At 35.4% G+C, this 24,713-nt stretch carries 12 protein-coding genes; 2 read left to right on the top strand and 10 right to left on the bottom strand.

Going from position 1 to position 24,713, the window contains the following annotated elements; all coding sequences use genetic code 11:
* Positions 1-29: 29 nt before the first annotated feature.
* The 3 genes from NQ163_RS02055 to trxA (NQ163_RS02045) form a co-directional block, all read right to left on the bottom strand.
* A complete protein-coding gene (locus NQ163_RS02055) occupies positions 30-2,474 on the bottom strand; it encodes a TonB-dependent receptor (protein ID WP_268188647.1) in 2,445 nt (814 codons plus the stop codon).
* Between the two features lie 405 nt (positions 2,475-2,879).
* A complete protein-coding gene (trxA, locus tag NQ163_RS02050) occupies positions 2,880-3,320 on the bottom strand; it encodes a thioredoxin (protein ID WP_268188646.1) in 441 nt (146 codons plus the stop codon).
* A gap of 107 nt (positions 3,321-3,427) precedes the next feature.
* Positions 3,428-3,790 carry a thioredoxin gene (trxA, locus tag NQ163_RS02045; RefSeq protein WP_268188645.1) on the bottom strand — a complete coding sequence of 121 codons (363 nt, stop codon included), beginning with the start codon at positions 3,788-3,790 and terminating at the stop codon, positions 3,428-3,430.
* A 210-nt stretch (positions 3,791-4,000) separates the two neighbouring features.
* Here trxA (NQ163_RS02045) and NQ163_RS02040 point away from each other — a divergent pair, with 210 nt between their 5' ends.
* Both NQ163_RS02040 and NQ163_RS02035 read left to right on the top strand, forming a co-directional pair.
* On the top strand, positions 4,001-5,422 hold the full coding sequence (locus tag NQ163_RS02040; protein WP_268188644.1) for a CCA tRNA nucleotidyltransferase: 1,422 nt from the start codon (positions 4,001-4,003) through the stop codon (positions 5,420-5,422).
* Between the two features lie 134 nt (positions 5,423-5,556).
* The gene (locus NQ163_RS02035) at positions 5,557-7,011 is read left to right on the top strand and encodes a monomeric [FeFe] hydrogenase (protein WP_268188643.1); all 1,455 of its coding nucleotides are present in this window, start codon (positions 5,557-5,559) and stop codon (positions 7,009-7,011) included.
* A gap of 111 nt (positions 7,012-7,122) precedes the next feature.
* Here the strand turns inward: NQ163_RS02035 and NQ163_RS02030 are convergent, their stop codons facing one another.
* The 7 genes from NQ163_RS02030 to NQ163_RS02000 all read right to left on the bottom strand — a co-directional run bounded on the left by NQ163_RS02030 (position 7,123) and on the right by NQ163_RS02000 (position 24,668).
* Positions 7,123-8,175, bottom strand: a complete 1,053-nt coding sequence (locus NQ163_RS02030) for an endonuclease/exonuclease/phosphatase family protein (protein WP_268188642.1) — start codon at positions 8,173-8,175, stop codon at positions 7,123-7,125.
* Positions 8,172-9,524 (bottom strand): hypothetical protein, encoded by a 1,353-nt coding sequence (locus NQ163_RS02025; protein WP_268188641.1) that lies wholly within the window; start codon positions 9,522-9,524, stop codon positions 8,172-8,174. Before NQ163_RS02025 ends, NQ163_RS02030 begins: the two co-directional genes overlap by 4 nt.
* Positions 9,525-9,602: 78 nt before the next feature.
* A complete protein-coding gene (locus NQ163_RS02020) occupies positions 9,603-10,664 on the bottom strand; it encodes a PorP/SprF family type IX secretion system membrane protein (RefSeq protein ID WP_268188640.1) in 1,062 nt (353 codons plus the stop codon).
* 36 nt (positions 10,665-10,700) lie between these two features.
* Positions 10,701-20,249, bottom strand: coding sequence for a gliding motility-associated C-terminal domain-containing protein (locus NQ163_RS02015; RefSeq protein ID WP_268188639.1), 9,549 nt, complete (start codon positions 20,247-20,249; stop codon positions 10,701-10,703).
* Positions 20,250-20,593: 344 nt separating this feature from the next.
* Positions 20,594-21,838 carry a hypothetical protein gene (locus tag NQ163_RS02010; RefSeq protein ID WP_268188638.1) on the bottom strand — a complete coding sequence of 415 codons (1,245 nt, stop codon included), beginning with the start codon at positions 21,836-21,838 and terminating at the stop codon, positions 20,594-20,596.
* A 74-nt stretch (positions 21,839-21,912) separates the two neighbouring features.
* Positions 21,913-22,203, bottom strand: a complete 291-nt coding sequence (locus NQ163_RS02005; RefSeq protein WP_268188637.1) for a hypothetical protein — start codon at positions 22,201-22,203, stop codon at positions 21,913-21,915.
* 26 nt (positions 22,204-22,229) lie between these two features.
* Positions 22,230-24,668, bottom strand: a complete 2,439-nt coding sequence (locus tag NQ163_RS02000) for an ABC transporter permease (RefSeq protein ID WP_268188636.1) — start codon at positions 24,666-24,668, stop codon at positions 22,230-22,232.
* Between the last annotated feature and the right edge of the window lie 45 nt (positions 24,669-24,713).

Below are 24,713 nucleotides of genomic sequence, written 5' to 3'. Positions count from 1 at the left end.
ACAGTCGTGCGCCTCTACAAAATTATATTTTAGAATCGTAATGTTACACCTGCCAGAACATTTGTTCCTGCTTGTGGATAATAGTATCTCCATGTTTTTTCAACACCTTGCTCATACCAGTTTCCACCATAAGCATTGTTCTCATACTTGGTATCAAACACATTGTTAATGCTCAATTGGAAAGCAATTTCTTTCATCCAACTTGGTTTGATACTGTAGTTCAATCTTAAGTTGTGAACATTGTAATCATCTAATTTTCTCTTTGCATTCGAAGTATTGTCAAAATACTGTTCCCCTACATATTTGCTAACAAAACTTACATCAAAACCTTTTGTAGGAGTCCAGGTTAAAATACTGCTTCCAACTGTTTCCGGTGAATAGCTAATGTCTGTATCTCCCAGCTCTTTCCCTTTGTATTCTTCGTTCCAATTTTCATCGTAGTAAGTTGAATACTCTACAAAGTCTTTAATTCTGTTGCGACTTAAAGTAAGGTTAGCATCCCATTTTAAATTTGGTAGAATTTGTACTCCCCAAATCAACTCAACACCTGCACGGTAACTCTTGTCTACATTTGTCATGATATCGTAACCAACACTATTCTTTTCGCCTGTTGGTACCAACTGATCGCGATAGTACATGTAGTAAAGATTTACACCAAAAGTTGCTTTCGCAGATTTATAGTTATAACCCAATTCATAATCAAATAATGACTCATCAACAGGATATGAACTTGGATCACCTTTGGCATCTTTAAAGTTTGCACGAGTTGGCTCACGATGAGCTACCCCAAACGATGCATAAGCTGAGTTTCTATCGTTAATGGTGTAATACAATCCCACCTTAGGGTTGAAGAAATCAAATTTATGCTCCTGAACCAATGGCAAAAGATCATCATCCGTACCATCCATATCGTAAGAAATATGACGATACTGAACATCTCCGTATGCATTTAATTTGTCACTCAATTCAACATTCATCTTGGCAAAAACATTGTAATCGGTCTTCTCACCAGTATTCAAATACCATTGGTGCCCATTAGGAACTCCACCGTTTTGAGCCCAAAGAATATTTCCAAAGTGATCACCATCATAACGATTCCAGGCACCACCAAACGATGCATCAATTCTATTCTTTTTATAATTTAACGAATATGTAAATCCGTAAAAATCATTCTTCAGCCATTTTTGACGAGTAAGATCTGTTTCCTCAATAGTTTCTCCTCCAATCACAAGATTATCCAAGCCATATTCAGAATATTTTTCATCTTCTTTATACTGCTCATAATATCCTTTCCCTTTTGTATAATGCAATGCAGCATTCAAATTTAAGTTCGAAGTCAATTCCTGAGAGTAGAATAATTGGTAATGCGTTTGCTTGTAATTATCCGTTTGGTTGTCGTAATACCTTTTAACACCATTTTCGTCGGTATACTCACCAGCAGGATTGTATCGTCTGTCTTCATCAACTTCCGGATTATTGATGGTTGGATTCCCCCACCAACTGATTCCTGTTTTCTGATCACCCGAAATGATGTTGAATTTCAACATGCTTCTTTCAGTATAATAAGTACCACTTGCAAAAAATGATTCATGATCTGAAAATGCACGATCAACAAATCCGTCAGACTTTAACTTTGAATAACGAGCATCAAAACTAAATTTTCCATTGATTAATCCTGTTCCAACTTTGAATGTATTTCGGAAAGTATTGAACGAACCTGCTACACTTTGAACTTCGGCATAAGGTTCTGCATTTACAGTTTCTGTTTGAAAGTTAATGGTAGCTCCAAAAGCTGCAGCACCATTGGTAGATGTTCCAACTCCACGTTGAATTTGAATGTTATCAACCGATGAAGCAAAATCAGGCATGTTTACCCAAAATACACCTTGCGATTCCGAATCATTCAATGGTACACCATTTATGGTAACGTTAATACGGGAAGCATCCGTTCCACGAATACGAAGAGCTGAATAACCAACACCATTACCAGCTTCCGATGATTCTACCAAAGAAGGGGTTAAGCTTAACTGGTAAGGAATATCCTGACCTGTATTTTGCTTTCTCACCTCTTCTCCTCCCAAATTGGTTACTGCCACAGGAGCCTTGTTTCCTGCTCTGGTTGCTGCAACAATCACCTCGTCGGCCATTATGGCAGTTGGATTCAATTTAAAATCTAAATTCTTCGATTCAGTAAGCTTTACAGAACTTTCCTTTGTTTCATAACCCAAAAAAGAGATCACAAATTGGTATTCTCCAGCTTTTAAATTTGTAAACTGATATTCACCATAGGAATTGGTAACAGTTCCCAAATAAGTTCCTTTCACTGCAATTGCTGCTCCTGGCAGAGCATTTCCACTTTTATCAGTCACTTTCCCATTTAAATTGAATTGGGAAAATCCGATAAAGCATACAAATTGCAATACAATTAACAGAGTAGCTCTGCGCAATACAGAGTTCAATTGTTTCTTCAACATTGTGTAATAATTAAACGTTAATAAAATATTGCAATGAGGTTGTATAAGATCAGGTTGGCGAAAAGTTAGCTCGCAATTTTCCTACGCCGGCATTACCCGGATCAGGTTCGATATCAATGGAAACAATTAATTTTCTTTTCAGTTTGTTTATCCTAAAAAACAACTTCGTATCCAAAAGAAAATTTATTATCACAATTGATATAAGGGTATGATCTCAGCCTGTTTATATAAGGCACCCCACTGTGATTTGCCGCAAAGATAATCCGAAAACTAGCAAAAACAAAAAAGTCGGCAAAAAGCCGACTTTCAAAACCTAAACTATTAACCTGAATTCGATTTAAAATATATACACAGTTTCACTTATTTTTAATTGAACCCAGGTTATATAACTACTCTAACCTATAATCAATTTGGTGCTTTCACTCCCAAAACGTCATTAATTGCTTTTACAAATGTGGCCTTTGGCAAAGCTCCTTGTGCCATTGTTGGCTTACCTTTCATCGGCACAAATAACAAGGATGGTATACTTTTAATTCCAAATGCTGCTGATACCTTTTGAGCATCATCTGTATCTACTTTGTAAATCTGAATGGCATCACCATATTCCTTTTGAAGTTCTTTTAAGACAGGTGCAATTTTTCTACAAGGTCCACACCAATCGGCATAAAAATCAACAATTACCGGCTTATCTCCTTCAAATTTCCAATCACCACCCTTTTCGTAATCAAATACCTTTTCTTTAAAGCTATCATCATCCAGATGAATTACTTTAGCCTCCGAATTTGATTGAGCAAAACTGCTGGTTCCAATAAATGCCACCAACAATATCATTAGTAATTTCTTCATTTTCTCTTTCCTTTCCTGGTGCAAACACCTTTTATTTCTATTTCATTATCGCTCTAAAACTAACAAGGATTTTCTTGTAATTGTGTCAAACAAAAGACCATTAACAATTATTTAGCATCCACTTTTAAAACTTCAGCAAAAGCTTGTTTGAAATTTTCCTTTGAAAGAGCCCCTTGTGCCATTTGCGGCTGACCATCCTGCGGAATAAATAGCAATGATGGAATACTCTGAATACCAAACATTGCTGAAAGTTCCTGCTCCTTTTCCGTATCAATTTTATAAATGTCCAGCGCATCTCCATACTCTGCCTTCAACTCATCTAAAATTGGAGCCACCATTTTACAAGGTCCACACCAATCGGCATAAAAATCCACCAAACATGGTTTACTACCTTCAAATTTCCAATCCTTATTTTTTTCGAAATCAAATACTTTTTCTTTGAATGTTTCTTTCGTTAAATGTTCTACCATAACCAACGCCTAAATTAATTCATTACTATAAATATATACAAATCTATATATTTTTATCAAACAATTAACATACCAAAGTCAATTTTTCTCTGAATTTTCATAATCCCCTTAATTAATTGTAATTTTGTCAGGAAATTAAACCGTCGGTCTGTCATGCATAGACCTGCATATTGTAACAACCTGATTACAGGTTACATGACTCATTAAGAAGTGAAAGAACATTTAAAACATCCTATATTTTCAATTATATCAGAAATTGTAACTGAAGAAAAGCTTGAAAGCTATGTTATTGGAGGCTTTGTAAGAGATATTTTCTTAAAACGCGGTTCAAAAGATATTGATATTGTTGTAATAGGCAGCGGTATCGATTTGGCACAAAAGGTTGCTGCCAAAGCTGGTAAGCCTAAAGTTTCCATTTTTAAGAATTTTGGAACAGCCATGCTCAAGTATAAAGATCTTGAAATTGAATTTGTAGGTGCCAGAAAAGAATCATACAATAGAAACTCAAGAAAACCAATTGTTGAAAATGGCAGTTTAGAGGATGACCAGAAAAGAAGAGATTTTACCATTAATGCTCTTGCATTAAGTCTGCACAAAGACAATTTTGGAGAACTCCTGGATCCTTTTGGAGGCATTGATGATTTGAATAGCCAAATCATTAAAACACCAATGGATCCAATGATTACTTTCTCTGATGATCCTTTAAGAATGATGCGCGCAATTCGTTTTGCAACACAATTAAACTTTAAAATTTCTGATGTCACTTTCAATGCCATCAAAGAAAATAAGGAGAGAATCCATATCATTTCCAAGGAGCGAATTATTGAGGAGCTGAATAAAATTGTGATGTCGGCAAAACCTTCAATCGGTTTTAAATTGCTTGAAGAATGTGGTTTATTGAAAATTATATTCCCAGAGTTTCAAAGATTGAAAGGCAGAGAAACCAGAAACGGAATTAGCCATAAAGACAATTTCTATCATACCCTTGAGGTTTTAGATCAATTGGTACCATACTCTGATAATTTATGGCTTCGCTGGTCGGCACTGTTGCACGATATTGCCAAACCTAACACCAAAAAATTTGTGAAAGGAATAGGTTGGACTTTCCACGCTCACAATTTTGTTGGCGAAAAAATGGTCCCTCGTATTTTCAAGAATATGAAATTGCCCTTAAATGAAAAGATGAAATTTGTTCAAAAGATGGTATTGCTGCACATGAGACCAATTGTATTGGCACAAGAAGTAGTAACCGACTCTGCTGTTCGAAGATTACTTTTTGATGCAGGTGATGACATTGATGACCTAATGAAATTGTGCGAAGCTGATATCACATCTAAAAATGAAGAAAAGGTAAAACGATTCCTCGACAACTTCCAACTGGTTCGCAAAAAGCTAAAAGAGGTTGAAGAAAAAGATGCAATTAGAAATTTTCAACCTCCAATTGATGGGCAAGAGATAATCGACACTTTTAATTTATCACCATGTAAAACCATTGGCGATATAAAAGTGGCAATAAAAGATGCTATTCTTGATGGAATTATTCCAAATGAAAGAGAAGCAGCCTATGAATACATGATTAAAAAAGGAAAAGAACTAGGGCTTGAACCTATTGGCAAAAAAAAGAATAATTAGTTCGGAAATAATTCCGGACTTTTTTTTACTGTTATAAAACCTATTCCAGTTTGTTAAACAGCACTAAATAGACTCGACACAATATCTACTTTTGCGGAAATTAAGCAATCTCACTATTTATAATTATACACCCAATGGCCTACGTTGATAATACAATGATTATCAGAAGAGATCTGTTATCGAAAATGGCAGAGCTTTTTAATGAAGGAAAATTTAATGAAGGATTAGATCGAATTCCTTTAGAAATGGCACCTCGAAGAAAACAAGATCTTGATAGATGCTGTGTCTTTAAAGAGCGTGTTATCATTAAAGAAAAATTAATTCCTCTTTTGGGATTTGATTTGGAAGATGATCGCGATGAATTAAAAACCCTTGCTGAATATGCAGCAGAAGCTTTAGAGAGAAAAAATCCAATCAACAAAATCCTTACTGTTGTTGATGAAGCTTGTACTTCCTGTGTAAAAAACTCATACATTGTTACCAACCTTTGTAAAGGTTGTGTTGCACACCCATGTATGATGAACTGTCCCAAAAGTGCAATTAGCTGGAATGCAAATGGTCAGGCACAAATCGATCCTAAAACATGTATCAACTGCGGTATTTGTATGAACGTGTGTCCTTATCACTCTATTATATTCATGCCAGTTCCATGCGAAAATGCTTGTCCTGTTGGTGCAATTTCCAAAGATCAGTATGGTATTGAACAAATCGATGAAGACAAATGTATTGATTGTGGTAAGTGTATTACGGCTTGTCCATTCGGATCGATTATGGAGAATTCACAAATTGTGGATGTAATGAAATCCATAAAGGATGAAGAAACAGAAACCATTGCAATTGTTGCTCCTGCCGTTATTGGTCAATTCAAATCGACTACAGATACCGTATTAGGTGCTATAAAACAATTAGGATTTTGTGATGTAATTGAAGTTGCAAAAGGTGCAAATGTAACCACCGAAAGAGAAGCTGATGAGTTATTGGAACGCTTGGAAGACAAAGCTCCATTTATGACTACTTCTTGTTGTCCGGCATATGTTTCAGCAACTGAAAAGCATATTCCTGAAATTCAGAAATATGTTTCGGAAACCAAGAGTCCGATGTACTATGCAGCTGAAATTGCAAGAGAAAAATATCCTAATGCAAAGATTGTATTTATAGGTCCTTGTATCGCTAAGCGTCGTGAAGGAATGAAAGATCCTAATGTTGATTACGTAATGACATTCGAAGAACTTTCAGCTCTATTTCATGGTTGGAATATTGAAATTAGCAAAGAAGAACCTTTACTTTTGGATAAAAGTATTTTGAATCACGGTAGAGCTTATGCTGCCAGCGGTGGTGTCGCTCAATCGGTTCTTGAAGTTAAGCCTTACGTTAATATCAAACCAGTAATTGTAAATGGTTTGGATAAGAAAAAGATTAAAATGCTAAAAGCGTTTGGCAAAACGGGTAAAACCAGCGGAAACTTTGTTGAAGTAATGGCTTGTGAAGGTGGCTGTATTGCCGGACCAAGTTCTAACTTTGATCCAAAAACAGGAAGCAAACTTTACGAAAAAAATCTTGCAGCTTTGATTGAAAGTTTAGATGATTAAATAAACTCATAAATGGCGATGATTTCATATTATCGCCATTTTTTATACTCCATATCTTCAGATAGAAATTTATCCCAAAAGCTAGGTTCAATTGTTTGCGATAGCAAGTTTTTACTTTCGCCAGAAATCAATAATTATTGGTAAATGATCGCTAAAGCCTCCATGGTACTTGTATCCTGCAAACGTTCGGTAAGGTTTTAGCCCAAAATAAGTTTCATCTTTTTCCAATAAAAAATCGGGTGCAAATACACTCATTCCATCTTTATTGCAGTACAAAATAGCAGATTTATTCATCAATGATCCCGAAACAATAAACTGATCGAGCATTCCCCACTTTCCTTGGTATTTATGACTGCCAATACTTCCATTCTTCACAAAAACACTTGCTAAATTATACAATTGCTGATCTTTAATTTCATCAGCAATTTTATAGGCTCTCAAAGTATTTTTTATGGATTTATTCTCTGGATAATCATTAAAATCACCCATGATAAGAATATTTGCATTTGGCGATTGCAAATAAATTGAATCTACTTTATGTCTTACTAATTTTGCAGCACTAATACGTTTGTGCTCCGATTCAAGCTGTCCTCCCCAACGCGATGGCCAATGATTTACAAAAACATGCAATGTATCGCTACTGTGTAATTTTGCTTTAACGTACAAAATCTCGCGAGTAGTTGATACTTTTTCTCCTTTGTAAACCAATTGGATAAAGAAAGTATCTATGGGTTGAAATACTTCAGGTTGATACATCAAAGCAACATCAATCCCTCTTCTATCAGGTGATTCTCTGTGAATAATACGGTAATCTATTTGATTCAAATGACCGAATTTAAAAATACCATCGAGTACAAAACGATTTTCAATTTCGCACAAGCCTATAATATCAGGAAACTCCCATCCACCAGCGGCCATTATTACTTTTGATATTTTATTAACTTTCTGTCGATATTTTTCCCAATTCCAATGTCTTACTCCATCAGACAAAAACTCATTATCCAGTTTTAAACTATCATCAAAACAATCAAAGCAATTTTCAACATTGTAAAACATTGCTCTAAAATCACCACGTTCGCTCTCTTCCCTTCCTTCCAAAATAGATTGCGCAGAGCTATAAAAACCCATTAGAAACAGAAAAATGGCAAGGTAAGTTCGTTTCATTTCTCAGTATCCTTAAACTCAAAAGCTCCCATATCAGGAGTTGAATCTGCAGTTCTTGAGTTATTCAGAAGATCTTTTGGATACTCCGTTCCAATCTCAAGTTTCCCAGTATTTATACATGGAGAGGTTTCACTAAGCGTATAATTTCTTTCTTCAATAGAGGTAAAATCGGGATTCTCATTGAAAATGCAGTCTGAGAATATCGAGGCATATTCATCCTGAAGCGTTCTACTTAGTTTTAAGAGTGTATTTTCTATTTTTAGTCCTGATATATTATCAATAATAAATTCGTTGCTATGAGTTCCCCATACAATGCAATTGGCAATATTAGACGTATGTGTCGAAGAGTTTACAAGCTGAACATTTGGCACCGTTCTTATATCAAAATTCCAGGCATTGTAAATTGTCGAATGAAACAAGTTAAGATTGCCATTCTCAATTTTTAAACATTCGTCGCCACAATTTACCAACAACAAATCGTGGGCTTGCAGACTCGCATTTGAAATGGCTATTCCATTTTCAGTAAAGTTTCTGATTACACCATATTCCAATTGTAATTCTCCATTATTCCCGGTACAATGAATACCATTAATGCCATCTTCCAGAATAAAGTGGCTCAATTGGTTTGATTTACTACTTTCATGAATGTGAATTCCATTCCATTGGCCTGGCACATTTTCATACAATTCTTCCAATCTCGAACTGCCAAAATAAATCGGTTTTTCGAAAGTCCCTGCTGCTTTAATGTTTCCTTCTATATCTATGCCTCCATTCTTTCCAAAATATACAGTAGTTCCTTCTTCCAATATTAGCTCTGCATTCTCCAAAACTGAAATTTGCTTATTAAGCAAATAGGGGCGTTTTCCCGTCCAATTTTGAGAACTGACTATATCTTCCTCAATTAAGACTACATCCTGGCTCCAGGTGCTCAAAATTATCCCTTGAAGGTTATTATTCACATTAAACACCAACATATCTTCCAATAAAATTGCTTCATCAGAATCTTTTGGCCTTAAGTCCACCTCCACAAATACGAAAAGACTATCATTCGCACCAATTTCGACATTTGCAAATCTTTCTTCAGCTGTTCCATTTACATTAAGCCGATATGGTGAATTTTCATCTTGCAAATAAATCTCTTGCAGATTTACTTTTTTTGATGATTTGTTATAAACCTTAAACTGCTGGGTAGTTGATCCAAGTGCTGTAAGAAGTGTATCAAATTTTAATGTATCTACTGAAAAACTGACACGAAAATTAGGATCAGTATTTAATCCATCTTCATTATCGCATGAGAAAATTGTAAGTACAAAACTTAAACAGCATAGTAGATATAAAATATTGCGCATAGAGTTATTATTTAGGAATTTGAAGATAAAAAAAATCCGGTAGTTATGTATTCTACCGGATCTAAATTTCTTTTTTGCTTAAAAGAAAATATAGTTTTTACTTTTTCTTTTATGACGTTGTGTTTTGGTTTTACTAAAATTGCGGTCAGCTGCTCTTCTTTCACGCATCCTACTTTCACGCTTCATCTTGTTTGGAATGTCAAAGTTAATTCCTAAGGTAATTTCATGAGTCCCATCGCTACTATCAGCAATTAAATTATTGGTATAATGATCGTAAGAATATCCAATATAATATTGATTGTAACTTACTCCAACCATACCAACAATTTGATCATTTGATCGATACGATGCTGCCATCCAGAAATGATTGATGTACAATTTCAATGTTGCATCGTAATACATATCTGAGCTCATGGTTTTTCTCACGATCACAGATGGTTCCAGGTCCACCAAATCCATTAAATGAAAAGTATAACCTGCAGTACCATAAAAATGACGCATCATGATATTATCGGTGTAAATGTTGTCGCCAAGCTTTACCGAAGATTCGAATAGATGAGCAGCTGAAAAACCAATAAAATAATCATCATTATACAGGTATACCCCAAAATTAGCATCGGGCACATAGGTTACCATATCAGAGCCTGTGTAAAGCGGATCATTTACTGGTATGTCGCGTCCATCAAATTTATATTGGTAGAATACACCTCCCAATCCAAAGGAAAGCTTAGTTCCAGCTTTGCCATATCGACGTCTATTTAACTGTAAGTGGTAAGCATATGAAAGTTCTACCCCAGTTCGGGATACAGCTCCATATTTGTCATTGAAAAAGTAGCCTCCAACACCAACACCACGCTGCTTATTCCTGCGTGCCAGCGGATTACCCATTACATTACAGGTAGTACATTTGTCTCCTAGATTCTTGTTAAAACTTAAAGCCTGTGTTTCAGGAGCTCCTTCAACACCAGCCCATTGTTGCCTCAAACTTAGTCGCAATGGCGAATACATCCTACTCCCTGCCATAGCAGGATTTAGCAAGAAACCATTCTCTACATACTGACTGTAAAGAGGCAATTGTTGCGCTTTAACTTGAAAAATTCCAAGCAAGAGAATACCTAATAAAATTAATGTTCTTCTCATTAGATTATAATGGTCAGGTTATAAAGTTCTATTTTACTATCTCAGAATGGTTACGGTTCCCATCATTGGCTTTTCATCCTCAACCTCCACCGCGTAATAATACGACCCAATTGGCAATTTTATATTGCCATCATTACCTTTCCATGGTTCACCTTTATATTCGTTACCAGTACCAGCAAATTTATATACAGCCTTCCCCCAACGATCATAAATAACAATCTTCAATTTTTGAATAAATTCTATTCTTTCTATATCCCAATAATCATTGTAACCATCTGAATTTGGGGTAAATGCCTTTGGTATTCGAATTCTGCGTTCAAATAAATATTCAACAACAATAGTCGTGTCCAATGGACAATTATTGGCATCCTTCAATTCCAGCGTGTATACACCTCTGTCAATATCTTCAATTGTTTCCGATGTAAATCCAACGGTTAAATCATCCTTGAGCCAACTGTATGAATAATCTTTAACACCGCCAGTGATATTTACTCCAATGGCCCCATCCATTGCATCATAGGTAGTTGGCCTAATTACCTCAACTTCGGCCACCAATGGCTCTGGTTCGTAAATGTCTACCTCAGAAACATCAGTACAACCCTGAGCATCAATTACAGACACTTCGTATTTCCCGAGTTTAAGATCAGTTGCCTCTGCAGTATCCTGACCATCAGACCAAAGAATTTTATAATCAGGAGTTCCTCCGGTTATCTCAACCAATGCTCTCCCTGTTCCATCTCCATGACAAAGAACATCGGTAAAATCATTAATCTCAGCAATTAAAGTATCTGGTTGGTTTAAAGTAAACGAACCACTTTCACTACAGCCGTTATCATCAATAACCTTATAGTCATACACACCTCTGGTTAATTCCTCAATTCGCTGGGTTACACTACCATAATTATTCCAGTCAATAATATAAGGTTCTGTCCCATTACTGATATCTAATTGAATCCAGCCATTTTCCAAACCATAACAGGTAGGATCTTTACTATCCCCAACAGTAACCATGAGTCGTTTTGGCTCAGTAATCTCTATTTCTACATCTTTTGATTTACAACCATTTATATCTGTGATAGTCACAATATATATACCAGGAGCTAAATTTTCCTGATCTTCCTTATTCACATCAACCCCTATTCCTGACCAATTATAATTATACCCAGGTGTTCCTCCTTTAGGTTGAATATTAATGTAACCATCACTCATTCCAGGACATGAGATATTTTTAGTATTGACCTCAATATCCAATAAATCAGGTTCCTTTACAATAACTACAAGTGTTTGCTCTTCATATCCAGGATCACCACCAGAATCATGCACCCTTACTTTATAAGTACCTGCACTTAAATTGTTTATATTCTGACTGGCACTCCTAAAATGATTATCACCCAACCAGGAAAATGTTAAATTTGCAGGGTCACTGGCTCCCTCAACCGCAAGATTAACAGCCCCTTCCGTACCACCAGGACAAGTAATATGCGTTACCGAAGTAGTATAAAGTAGTAATTTTGACGGTTCATGTACCTTTGTAACATCCTCAATTCTACAACCATTGGCATCAATAACTGCAACTTCGTAAACACCCATTTCTAGTCCATTGACCGAAATGGTTCCTGTTGTATTGTCTAGTTCTGCATGAGAATAACCTTTTGGTCCGGAAATCAAAACTGTATATGGTGCAGTCCCTCCTCCAAAATTTGCAGAAACAACTCCATCACGCTCTCCTTCAATACTAATATCTGTATAACTAGCAGTTAGATTCAAATCTACTGGTTCTGTAATTTGCTGACTGCCTGTAACATTACAGCCTTGTGAAGTTGTAACCGTATAAGTATACATACCTGGTTCCAGATTCATAATTTTCTTAGCCGAAGATAAAAATCCTTTGCCCAGATCATTGGTCCATTCAACTGTATAATCAGCTCCTCCAGTATCTACCAATAATTCAATTTCTCCATCAGCCGCCTGGTAACAACTAACATTTTTGAAATTTTTAACACTAACAATAATAGGATCAGCAGGTAACAGCTCAAATGTAGCTTGTGCTGTATTCCCTCCATCACTCACGATAAGTGAATAAACTCCTGGTTCTAAACCAGATATTTTTTTCCCACTTCCCGAATAACCAGATAGACCTGTCCATGAATAAGTATAAGTTCCTGATCCTCCGCCAACAACTGCTTCCAGTTCTCCATCGGCCGAACCAATGCAACCAATTGGTTTTACCTGATCAATATATGCAAACACTTGTCCCGGCCCTTCGATAATCACTGATTTTTCGACAGTAGTACAAGATGATGCATCAGTGGCAACAACTTTATAAACACCTGCTGCCAGATTTTCAATCAAATAATTATTTTCATCAAAATTATCAGGACTGCTAAATGTTCCACTCGGTCCACTAACTGTAAAAGTGTATGGCATGGTACCTTCGAATAATTCCAATGCCAAAACTCCCTGATTTGTTCCAACTTTTTCAACGTGTTGTTCTACTACAACACCAAGCTGAAGACTAAGACCAAGATCTAATTTGACTGTGTCCGTTTTTGAACAATTTTTCTTATCTGAAATTTGCAATGCATATTTTCCAGAAATCAGGTTTTCAATATTTTGCTCATATGATTTGTAGTCATTCGGACCAGTCCATGTATAAGTGTAAGCATCATTTCCACCATAAGGTGTAACATGAATAATTCCGTCTTCAGATTTTTCACAAGAAGGTAAAACGATATCGGCAATTACAAATCCAATTTTGTTTGGCTCCTTTACAGTGATTTCTTTCTCGAATATACACCCATGGGCATCAACGATACGTAATACGTAATTCTCAGGAGCTAAACTTTTGAATATTCCAGTGCTTTCTTCCAAACCATCAAGGAAATAGCGATAATCCGGAGTACCTTGTCCTCCCACTACAAATATTTCACCCGACTCCTCTCCATGACAGTTAGCATCATCCACAACTAACTCTTCTGCAATTAGTTCCGTTGGCTCATTCAGTTCTTGCTCCTTAGATGCAGTACATCCAACTTTATCAGTAACTGTTAATTCATACAGACCTCCAGCTAATCCTGAAATATTAGAATCTGTGGAAGAATATCCATCAGGTCCGGTCCAATCGTAGGAATAATCTGTTACTCCTCCAGTTACAGTTGGAGTAAATTCACCATTTTTATCTCCGAAACATTTGAGATCTAAACCATTCAAATCAACAATCAATTCTGGATTTGAATTTATGCTCACATCTTCTTCCGTAGTTTTACAATCATTTCCATCCTGAACAAAAACTTTATAATCCCCAGATGCTAATCCGGTAATATTTTCACTTGTTTGCAAATTGTTATCCAAATAATAGGATAAGCTTCCTGTTCCTCCCGAAGCATCAATCGAAATTTCTCCTTCATGAACTGTATAACAAGTAAGATCTTTCGTATCGATATTATCTATTAATAATTTATAAGCATCGAAAACATTAACTACTGTATCGAATTCACATTTTTTACCATCCGCAACAGTTACGTAATATTTTCCTGGTTTAAGACCAAAAGCTGTACTCGTCCAATTTGGTTTATCGTCAGCAGAATCTACTTCGTCACCAGATTCTGATTTCCAGAAAAAAGTATAATCAGGATAATTTCCAGTTGCATTCTTTTTAACTGTAGCAATTACTTGTCCATTACTCTGTCCGAAACATTTTACATTATTAGCAGTAATTTCTAATGATACTGTAGAAACTTCTCCCAATGCAACTTCGATTGTTGATTCAATTTTACAATCAGTTCCATCATCAGCTATAGTATTTTTTCCGTATCGAACTTCAACTTTGTAAAATCCATTTTTATCAACTTCAATTACCGCGTTGGTTTCTCCATCCATTTCGGTATAAGTACCAGCTGTTCCATCAACACTATAATACCATTGGAAAGTAGTTGAGCTATTAATCGGGAATCCCTTAACATGATCTAGCACAGCAACATCACTACACCACTCTTCTCTTGGTTTATCAAAACTTTCCTCAAATGAAGGAGGATTGTCTTCACCATCAGGATCATTCCATAAAACAAAACCAGTAGAATTATCTTCATCATAATGGTATTTTACTGGATGATCAATGGCACCAGAACCTGTAGTTCCCTGAATATCAGTAAAAGATGCATTATAAATTTTATCGAAAGTATCTGCTGTTTTGTGAAGTATCGCTCGTACTCCAGGTGTGCTTGCTTTTAGGAAAACGTATGAACAACGAACACCTTCCATTTTTAAATCATTCACAACACTTACTGTTTTTCCTGACTCAATGGTATTGTTCTCGTAACCCAAAGTGAATTCAAGATTTAGAAATTCAGTGTTTCCAAAAATCTTTCCTTCTTCCATAAATCTTACAGAACCAAAATATCCTTTTTCTGTATCTGCTCCACTTGTAATATTAATAATACCATTATCAACAAAATCCACAAATCCGAAACGAACTTCCCCATCAGTTTTACAATAGATACCTCCTCCATTTTCAAAAGTAATGTATGAATCTGTACTTGTGAAAGTTAATCCTCCAGTAGTATTCATTATCATACTCCAACTTGTAATATTATTGGAAGTTACTTTAACAATTGAATTTGTCATATCGAAAGAACGAACTGCATCAGAATCGTGTAATGACAATGACTTGAACTCATTCACGGTAAAACCGAAACCTTGAGTAGAAACAGAACCTTCATCAATTTCCAAATTTCCAGAAGTAACAAAACCTGTTTGCCAATTCCACTTTTGATCCTTTCCTACAAATCGGATATCTCCATCCAGATTTTTATTAGCGAAGTCAACATTTTTAATATCTGTTAATCCATCACCAATAAATTCGAAAGTTCCTTGCATATCCAAAGTCATGCTATTGGCCAGATCCATAGAACCAGCCATTTGCAATTTTGCTGTAACAGAAAAACTAGCATCCGGATCAATATCATCATTCCATGTCATGCTATGACATTTGGCATCAGTGGTTAACTCTACCAATTTACTGCCAAAGAAGGAGTTAGATGTAAAAAAAACATCGTCATTAATTGTTGGCACACAACCTTCTTCACTACCATCAATTGCTCTACTCCAATTTTCATGATTGTTCCAATGATCATCTGCACCATTACCAGTCCAGTACAATGCTATAGGAGCAATCGCTCCATCAACGGTCCAACCATTTGTATTTCCCAAATCGAAGGAGTTGCTTGCATTGTATTTTATTCCTCCAGAAATATCAGCATGAATATCTTTTAATTCAAGGAAATTACCATTTACATCATTCTTTGCGACTATAAATGTTTCATTTCCTGCACCATCCTTAGTAGAGTGTAAGTATATTGGAGCAAAACAGCTACCTTCAACAAGTAATTTATCGGTTGTAATGGTTCTGCCTTTTTCTAATTTGTATTCAAAGCCTCTTTCCAATTCAAGAGTTCCGAATGAATTTTTCTTTCCTTTTATTATACCATCACCTTGGAATAATAAATGAGATGCATATACTTCCAATCCTGAGAATCCACCATTCAGTTCTCCTCCTTTTTCAAATATTATCTCATTAAATGATACACTATTTAAAGTAGATCCTAGTAAAATAACATCGGCATTCTCTTTTAATTTAATGGTACTATTTTCTGTAAGAAACTCAAATCCTTGTTCAAAGGCCTCTTCTGCAAAATTGATATAAATCGAACGCCCCGAAACATCTTCGCTACCATTTATTATCAAGTTTGAATTTTTAATATCTAATCCTCTCGAATTTATGCCTGCAGGAGTTTCAATTGAAGTTAAACTTTTACATTCAACTAAATTTCCATTCGCAATTAACTTACCATGACGAATAAATAAGTCTCCTTCTGTCTGAAAATTAGAGCTCATGGTCCATTCCCCATCCTTTCCATCAAATTCAACCACATTCGGAAATACATAACCAAATGTATTAATGGTTTGTGATTCTGTTGCTCTAAAATAGAAGTTAACCATTGGTGACAGGTCAATTTCCAATGTATTATTAAGAATGAAAGAACCATAAATGTATACACCCGAAATATCGGTATCTCCCATAATTAAATTAGGTCGTGCTGTTTCAGAACCTGTCCAATCCATTGTTCTACAACGGATATCTCCTGATCCTGTTCTTACATTCTGATCAAATCCTGTGAATGAATTTACATCGAAAAAAACATTATCCTTGGCAGTTGGAACACAACCATCTGCTACACCTCCTGAATCAGCAGCACCGGAAGAGGTTGCCCAATGGTTTGGATCATCCCAATCTCCTTCTCCATTTATCCAATATAAATCTTTACCCTTTGGTTCGTCTTTAAATTTCCAGCCTGTTGTGTTACCCAAGTCCAATGATGACTTTGCAACAAATACATTTTCCGGATCTGCATGAACATTTAATAAATTAACCGAATTTACTTCTATTTCTGTTACTCCTGCTTTAGCTTTAAAAATCGCAGCATCGGAATCAGAACCTGAAATATCGATTGTTCCTTCACAGGCTCCATTGGCAATTATATTTTCGAATTCAAACTCCTGTCTACTTTCAAATACATAGGTTTTTCCCACGGCCATTTGAATACTTTTGGCCGTAAAACTTATTTTTGAAGGAGTTGGTTTTCTGAAATAAGTATTCCCATTAAATATCATTTCATTAAAACTCACATCATCTGCAAAAATATCTACATATGCATTTCCTGTTGGTTCTTCAAAAGTCAGGTTATAAAATGCCAAATCCTCATCGCCAGCAGAAACAATAAACTCTCCTGCTTTTGTCATTTGAATTTCCGAAGTACCAGAATTTAGAGTAAGTGCTTCTGCAGAAACTTCAAATTTCTCAACTTTAAGGATTGTCGAAGCCAAGTTCAATGAACGTAAATTATCTATACCATAATTAGAATAAAATTCCTTGGCTTCAATTTCATTTCCATTGGTAGATAAATCACCATATTTCAAATCTATCTTACCTGTAGTAATCAGATTTGAAGTGATACTCCAAGAACTGGCTTTCCAACTTCCATCTTCCTGTTCATTTCCAGTAAAATTAAGATCACTCATTAATTCTACAACACCAATATTAATAGTTTGAGGATCATTTTCAGCCTTAAAATTCATTTCGCCTGAAAATGAATTCTTTCCTGCTGCCATGCCTGACATATTCAGACTACCAAATATATTTATGGGTTGATCTCCTGAAAAAGTCATATTCGTTGCAGCATTCCATGTCATGTTGTTACACTCAGCAACTTGTCCTCTAAGCGAAATATTTACTGCAGAGTTGCCCGTAACTTTAGCATCCTCAAAAAACACATTGTCTTTTCTTGTTGGAATACAGCCTTTATCCCAGTTACCAGCTTCGAACCAATTGTCATCCACATTACCTGTCCAGTAGACATCACCACCCAGTAAATCATCAGGAAAAACCCAACCTTCATAGCCAGAAACCCCAATAGATTCCTTGGCTTCCAACACATTTGCCATGCCTCCAACAACATTCACATCCTCAACTCTAACGCGAACAATGTTATTTGAATTTACATCACTATCAATAAATGCTACTCCGCCGTCCCCTTTAAGTGAGATATTTTCGGAACAAGTACCAACAGCATTTAGCCCATCTATTGCTAGAATTTTCTGAGTACTTCCCGCCTGAAATAAATACTCTTTTCCTGCTGCAAAGGTGATATTATCGAATTGATGATTCCCGGAGATCTTTGCACTTCCATTAAAAATCAACTCCTTAAAACTAGGATAATCTGTCGCATTCTCATTGGTTAAAAACACCTGATTATCTTGAGGATGAAACTGAACTTTTTCATAAGTGATTCCATCGGTATTGTTATTATAAAATTCAGCTCCACTTTGGTAAAGGGTTATTTCTGATCCTGTTCCTAAAAAGGTAAAGCCGGTCCCCTCAACATGCCAGGCTTTTAAAACTCCTGTATTGATATCAAATTTTGCATTTGCAATGTTTAATGTCCTTGGCTCTGATGAATTCGAAATAAATCGGTTTACATCAATTGTGAAATTAGCTGCATTTAATGTTCCCGAAATCAAATGTAATTCGTTTTCAATATTCAATGCAGTACTTAAAGTATAAGTATTAGCTTTGGCTTCAACCACAATGACTCCCGACATTGCAGCATTTAAAGATATCGTGCCTCCACCTTTCAATGTGGTTTGTCCATCAAAATCCCAGCTTGCATTGGCAGCCTTTAGGGATGCATATATTTCTAAATTTTGATTCCCCTCAAATGTGGATGTGCCTTGAATCTCAAGATCCTTACATTCTGCAGGAACATTAACATTTACAGTAAATCCGTTAGGGATAATGGCATTATTATTTCTGGATGGAACACAACCTTTATCCCAGTTCTCATGATTTCCCCAATTGTTATCTCCTCCATCTCCATTCCAAGTATAATCATCGGATGATGGAGCACCAAAGGTCCACCCTGAGTTTGCTCCCAAATCATATGAATTACTTGCATTAAAAGGAGCAGCTGTACCTGTTGCTGTTACATTCCTAACTTTTAAGTGATCTAAAGCTACACCATCGGCTGAAATAAATCCACCTGCAGCACCCCCTGTAATATTTATAAATGCATGACATTGCCCCATTGCAGTAAATAGGCCATGAACATTTTGAACATCTTTATCAATAGTATAAGAATACCCCTCAGTAAATTCTAATTCCTGAAAATCATTTGCCCCACTTAAACTACCATCTTTTTGGAATGTTAGTTTGTTAAAATTGGCACGCAAACTCGTATTAACAACAGCTCCCGAATTGCCAGAGAATATCAAATTGTAAAAATCTATCATTTTACTACCCGATACTTCAATACTCGAGTTACCTGATAAAACAGTAATTGTGGAATTACCTGCATTAATGCTTAGATTATCTGTTTGAAAGGTAAAAACCGATTCTCCTGGCTTATTCAAGTTTATGGTAGCAGAATTCAAGTACAGTTCTCTCGAAATGGTTGTATTTGAAATAATTCTTCCACAATTTATTTCGGCTTCAATACTTAAAGTTCCCTGATTGAATTGGATATCGTTATCTAAAATGTTTAGTTCGTTGGTGATTCTCCATCCTCCATTGTTTTCAAAAATTAGATCTCCATCGAATGTATTCCCTCCAAAATCAACAATATTACCTAATGTATTAGCACGAAAATATAATGGTCGATCGAGATCGATTACCATTTGATTGCTAAAAGTAACACCTCCATATATTACCAGATAGTGAGCCAGATTGTCATCGGTTTTAAAAGTTGGCATGTTCTTCACATTCCCCCAATGCATATTCGCACATCGGGCTACACTTGTAATTATAACCTCTGCACCTGGGTCCGGGAATGAAAATTCGTCGAAGTAAACATTGTCATCCTTGTCCGGCAATAAAGCATCAGGATTTACTTTCCCCCCTGGTTGATCACTCCAATGCTGAATATCATTAAAGTTCCCAGAGCCTCCAATCCAGTAAAAATCACGTGCTTCAGCAGTAACATAAATAGTATGTAATAATATTAACAGTAATAAACGTATACCATACCTTTTCATAACAAACAGTTTTCTAATCAGTCAAACTCACCAACAGGTTAGATAAAATCAATAATTCTTTTTATAAAAGAACTTCTTGTTTTGACGAGAGAAAAATAAATAAGTTTCAAATTTGGGGAAAAATTTCAACATATTAATTATTACCCAAGGATTATTTCCTGATCAACTTGCACTTTGTTCCTCCAAGTTAGAAATAGTTTTTTGTTTTATATATATTAAACAGCTATAATTTGTGTTAAATCAAAAGATTATATAAAAAAACTGATCATTCTTTCAAATGATCAGTTTTTTCAATAGTTTTAGACTATTATATTTTATTTATTCAACTCATTGCTATAAACAATTTACATGAACACTATTTCATGAATCTCTTCCCAATCAAAAATCTTATAGTCATTATTTCCTGTAAATATTAATATTCCTGCATTCTTACCTGAAACATCAGTTTGATCGCCTAAGAAGAGATTTTGTCCGCTTTTTAATTCTACCAAACAATAATTATAAGCTTTAGGTGTAATTTTTCTTATATTTCTAAAGGGCACCGAAAATTCCAGTTCATCATTAAAACCATTTAAAATTTCCGAGTCCATTGCCTCATCCAAGTCATAAACGATCACCCCCTCAAAAATTTCTCCGTTCTTGTTAGTTATTTTTCCGTATAATCTTTCCGAATCTTTAAATTCAGAAAAACAACTCATCGTAGTTTTCGGGAGTGGCAATAAATCAAGAGATAAAAAGTGTTTCCAGGTAAAGTCAATTCGTCCAACATTTGGTATAGTCACAATTATACCTCGGTTATTTCTCGAAACGTCATTAGAAGATTTTAGCAACAAATTACGCCCCGACATTAAGGTAATTCTTGAACCATTCTCCTCTTTTTGTATTTTACTGATTTTAGTAAATGGAATATCCATATCACCATCACGACTTACACCATCCAATTTATCTCCCAGTAATCTTTCATCATGATCCCATTGAATAAAGCCAGTAAATTCACCAATTGTAGTTGTGATTTTACCATAGATTGGTCCGCCAAAATTTTCAATAGGCTGCTTCTCCGGAGAGAAAAAGTTCACCACATCAATTCTGTTCCAATCAATCTTAAGCAAGCCTAGTTCATGATCCATTATCCAAACCTGATTGCCAACATCATTAGATCCACCGGATAGATTTATGTATTTTCCTGTTTTAAGTTCCAGATTAACTGATTCTCTTCCGGTTACCGAAATGGAATTAATATCTCCAAATCGACATTCAAATTTTCGATTAAAAGCACTATAAGATTGTCCATCACCATATTCTACTCTATACCACGAAGTTCTTTTTCTACGCTTATATTCAACTACTCTCTTTTTTTCTTCCTTGACATATTTCAAATATGGATTTTCTATTTTTTCAGAATTAAAAACATCCGTCAAAAATACTTCTTCATCATTCCATCTAATCGGGCCCTCATAAACATCTCCATCAATAGTAGTTATAGAGCCATACAAATAGCATGGATAATTTTGTGCCTTAAGCCCCAAAGCACTCAATAGAATTGTAAAAAACAAAGAAAAAAATAATACAATCTTACTTAGATATTCCATATTCGCAGCTTTTATTGTTCTGAATCGATTGTAAGACGCACAACCTACACATTAGTTACAGCTGCAAAGTAAATTTATTTTTTTCGGAACAGAACCTGTATGTATTTTGAATTTTCGGCAGGTGTAAATATCTGTATCAACTCCCATGAAGAATCGTAATCGGCTATTATTTTTTTAAGCTTATAGATTTTCATCAAATCCTCTGCTATACCATCTTCGGGATTAAAATCCGGGTCTTCACTTACATCCCAAACAAAAGATTCTAGTCGGTATTGAACACTTATTTTTCGATTAGCAAATTTTACTTCAACTTCGGCTACCTGTTCATCATCGGTAAATGGAATTGGCACACATATTTCTCTCATCTTATTAGGTTTTAGGTTAATTATAATTATTCATATTTAATTGCATTTACCGGATCGGCAGAAGCAGCTCTGTACGATTGCCACGAAACAGTAAATACACCGATCACCAGCGATACAATTAGTGTAAGAAGAAATATCCACCAACTAATTTGTATGCGATATGAAAAATCATTTAGCCAAGAATTCATGGCCCAATATGTAATCGGAATGGCAAGAACATTTGCAATAAGGATTAAGCGCACAAACTCCCTGGTTAAAAGATTGACCAATTGTTTTACGGAGGCTCCCAGCACTTTTCGAATACCAAGTTCTTTGGTTCTTTGCTCCGCCATAAACGAAGACAGACCAAACAATCCAAGCGATGCAATTAAAATGCTCAACAACGAAAAGATGGAAAATATCCAGGTTAATCTAACTTCAGAGTCATAATTTTCTCTTAATCTATCATCCAAAAAGAAATAATTAAAGGCCATCTTAGGACTAAATTTATTCCAAACGCTTTCAATATATTTTATGCTCTCCTCTCTATTCTCCTGATTTAGCTTTATATACAAAACTCTTCGATGACGAGGATTTTCACTTACCAAAAAATTGATTGGCTCTATATTTTCACGCAAAGGTCGATAGTGAAAGTCAGCAACTACACCAACTACCTCTCCTTTCATTATACCATCATCATCTTCTTCACCTTCCAATTCAACACCCAATTGTAATTTTTTACCTACTGCTTTTTCGTCCCAATTAAACTTTCTTGCCGCCGATTGATTTACAATAAATGCACTACTGGTATCTGAAGCAATTTTCCTGCTAAATTTCCTACCTTGCATGATCTTCATTTGCATCATATCCAGGTAATCGAAATCAATCACACTAAAATTAAGTGCATATTGCTCCATTCCTTCTTCTCCCTCATACAAATGCACAGTTTTTGAACCATCAAATCCTATGAGCGTATTTGAAGTTGCTACCGAGTTTATATTTGGACTTTTCCGCAATTCATCCTTTAAAGGCTCAATCTTGGTTCGCATTAGTGAATCTCTAACAATACTAACCAATACATCCTCTTTGCTAAACCCCATATCTTTATTATTCATATAGTTTAGCTGCACTCCAACAACTATAGTTCCACTTATCATTATGGCTGAAACTGAAAACTGTGAAATAACCAAAAGCTTTCGAAGTAGTCCTCCGGCTTTTCCTTTTATGGTAGAACCTTTTAATATCGTAGCCGGACGAAAAGATGAAAGGTAAAAAGCAGGATAACTACCTGAAACGATTCCCAACACTAAGGCCAATACAATACTAAACACTAATATTTCAGGAGTTTCCCGAACCGAAAGCGATAAGTCTTTATCCACCAAGAAATTAAAAAGTGGCAATATTAACTCAACAACAATTAACGCAATCATCAATGCCAGAATTGTTAGCGATAAACTCTCCATTAAAAACTGTCGAATTAAAGTATCGCGATGAGCACCCACAACTTTTCTGACACCAACTTCTCTTGCTCGTTTTGATGAACGAGCTGTTGCCATATTCATATAATTAATTCCAGCAATTGACAAAATAAAAAAGGCTATGGCTGATAATATAAAAATGTACTTAATATTTCCTGTAGGTGCATCCCATTGAAGATCTGACTTCAAGTGAATATCGGCAAGTTTTTGAACAATTAGATGATATTCTACACCCAACTGATCTCCCAGAGATTTCATATACTTATTGTAATACAAAGGAAACTTAGATTGCAGTGCATCTATATTTGTGTTCTCTTTCAACAATAAGAAAGTGTAGTTGCTAAAACTCCAAAATGTTATAGGTTCGGTACTATTGAATTCCTCTGATCCTCGTATAGATTCAATAGTTTTCATGGAATAAAACCCACGAAAATTGAAATGACTATTTCGAGGAATATCTTTCATTACACCCGTAACGGTAAATGACCTATTTTCCCCAACAATTAAAACTTTTCCTATCGGATCCTCATCGCCAAAATACTTTTTTGCCAAAGTTTCATTTAAAACGATAGTATATGGTTCAGTAAGGGCCTTATCAGGATCACCCTGAATTAAATTATAGCTAAAAACCTTAAAAACACTTGAGTCAACATACGAAATCCTTTCTTCATAAAATTCCTTGTCCTCGTATCTGAATTGCTGCCTACCAGATCCTTGAATCCTAACATACTCCTCCACCTCAGGAAATTCTTGCTTGAAAGTTGGCCCAAATGGCATTGGTGACGTGGCAACTCTATCACGCTTGCCGTTAAGGGTAAAGTCAGATGCTAATCTTACAATTCTCTTGTGGTTCACATTGTACTTATCGTAGGATAATTCCTCCTGTATAAATAGTACAATAAGAATTGCACATATCAATCCCACTGACAATCCAACCACATTTAGGATTGTATAAAACTTATTTCGATTAAAATTTCGAATAATGGTAATTAAGAAATTTTTAAACATAGCAATTCTATTACTGAAACAAGCAGATGTGGGGTTTATGTTTTT

It is taken from the genome of Marinifilum sp. D737, from assembly GCF_026672275.1.
Lineage (GTDB): Bacteria > Bacteroidota > Bacteroidia > Bacteroidales > Marinifilaceae > Marinifilum.
The sequence above is the reverse complement of the archived record's forward strand: the minus strand, read 5'-3'. Positions and strand labels throughout refer to the sequence as shown.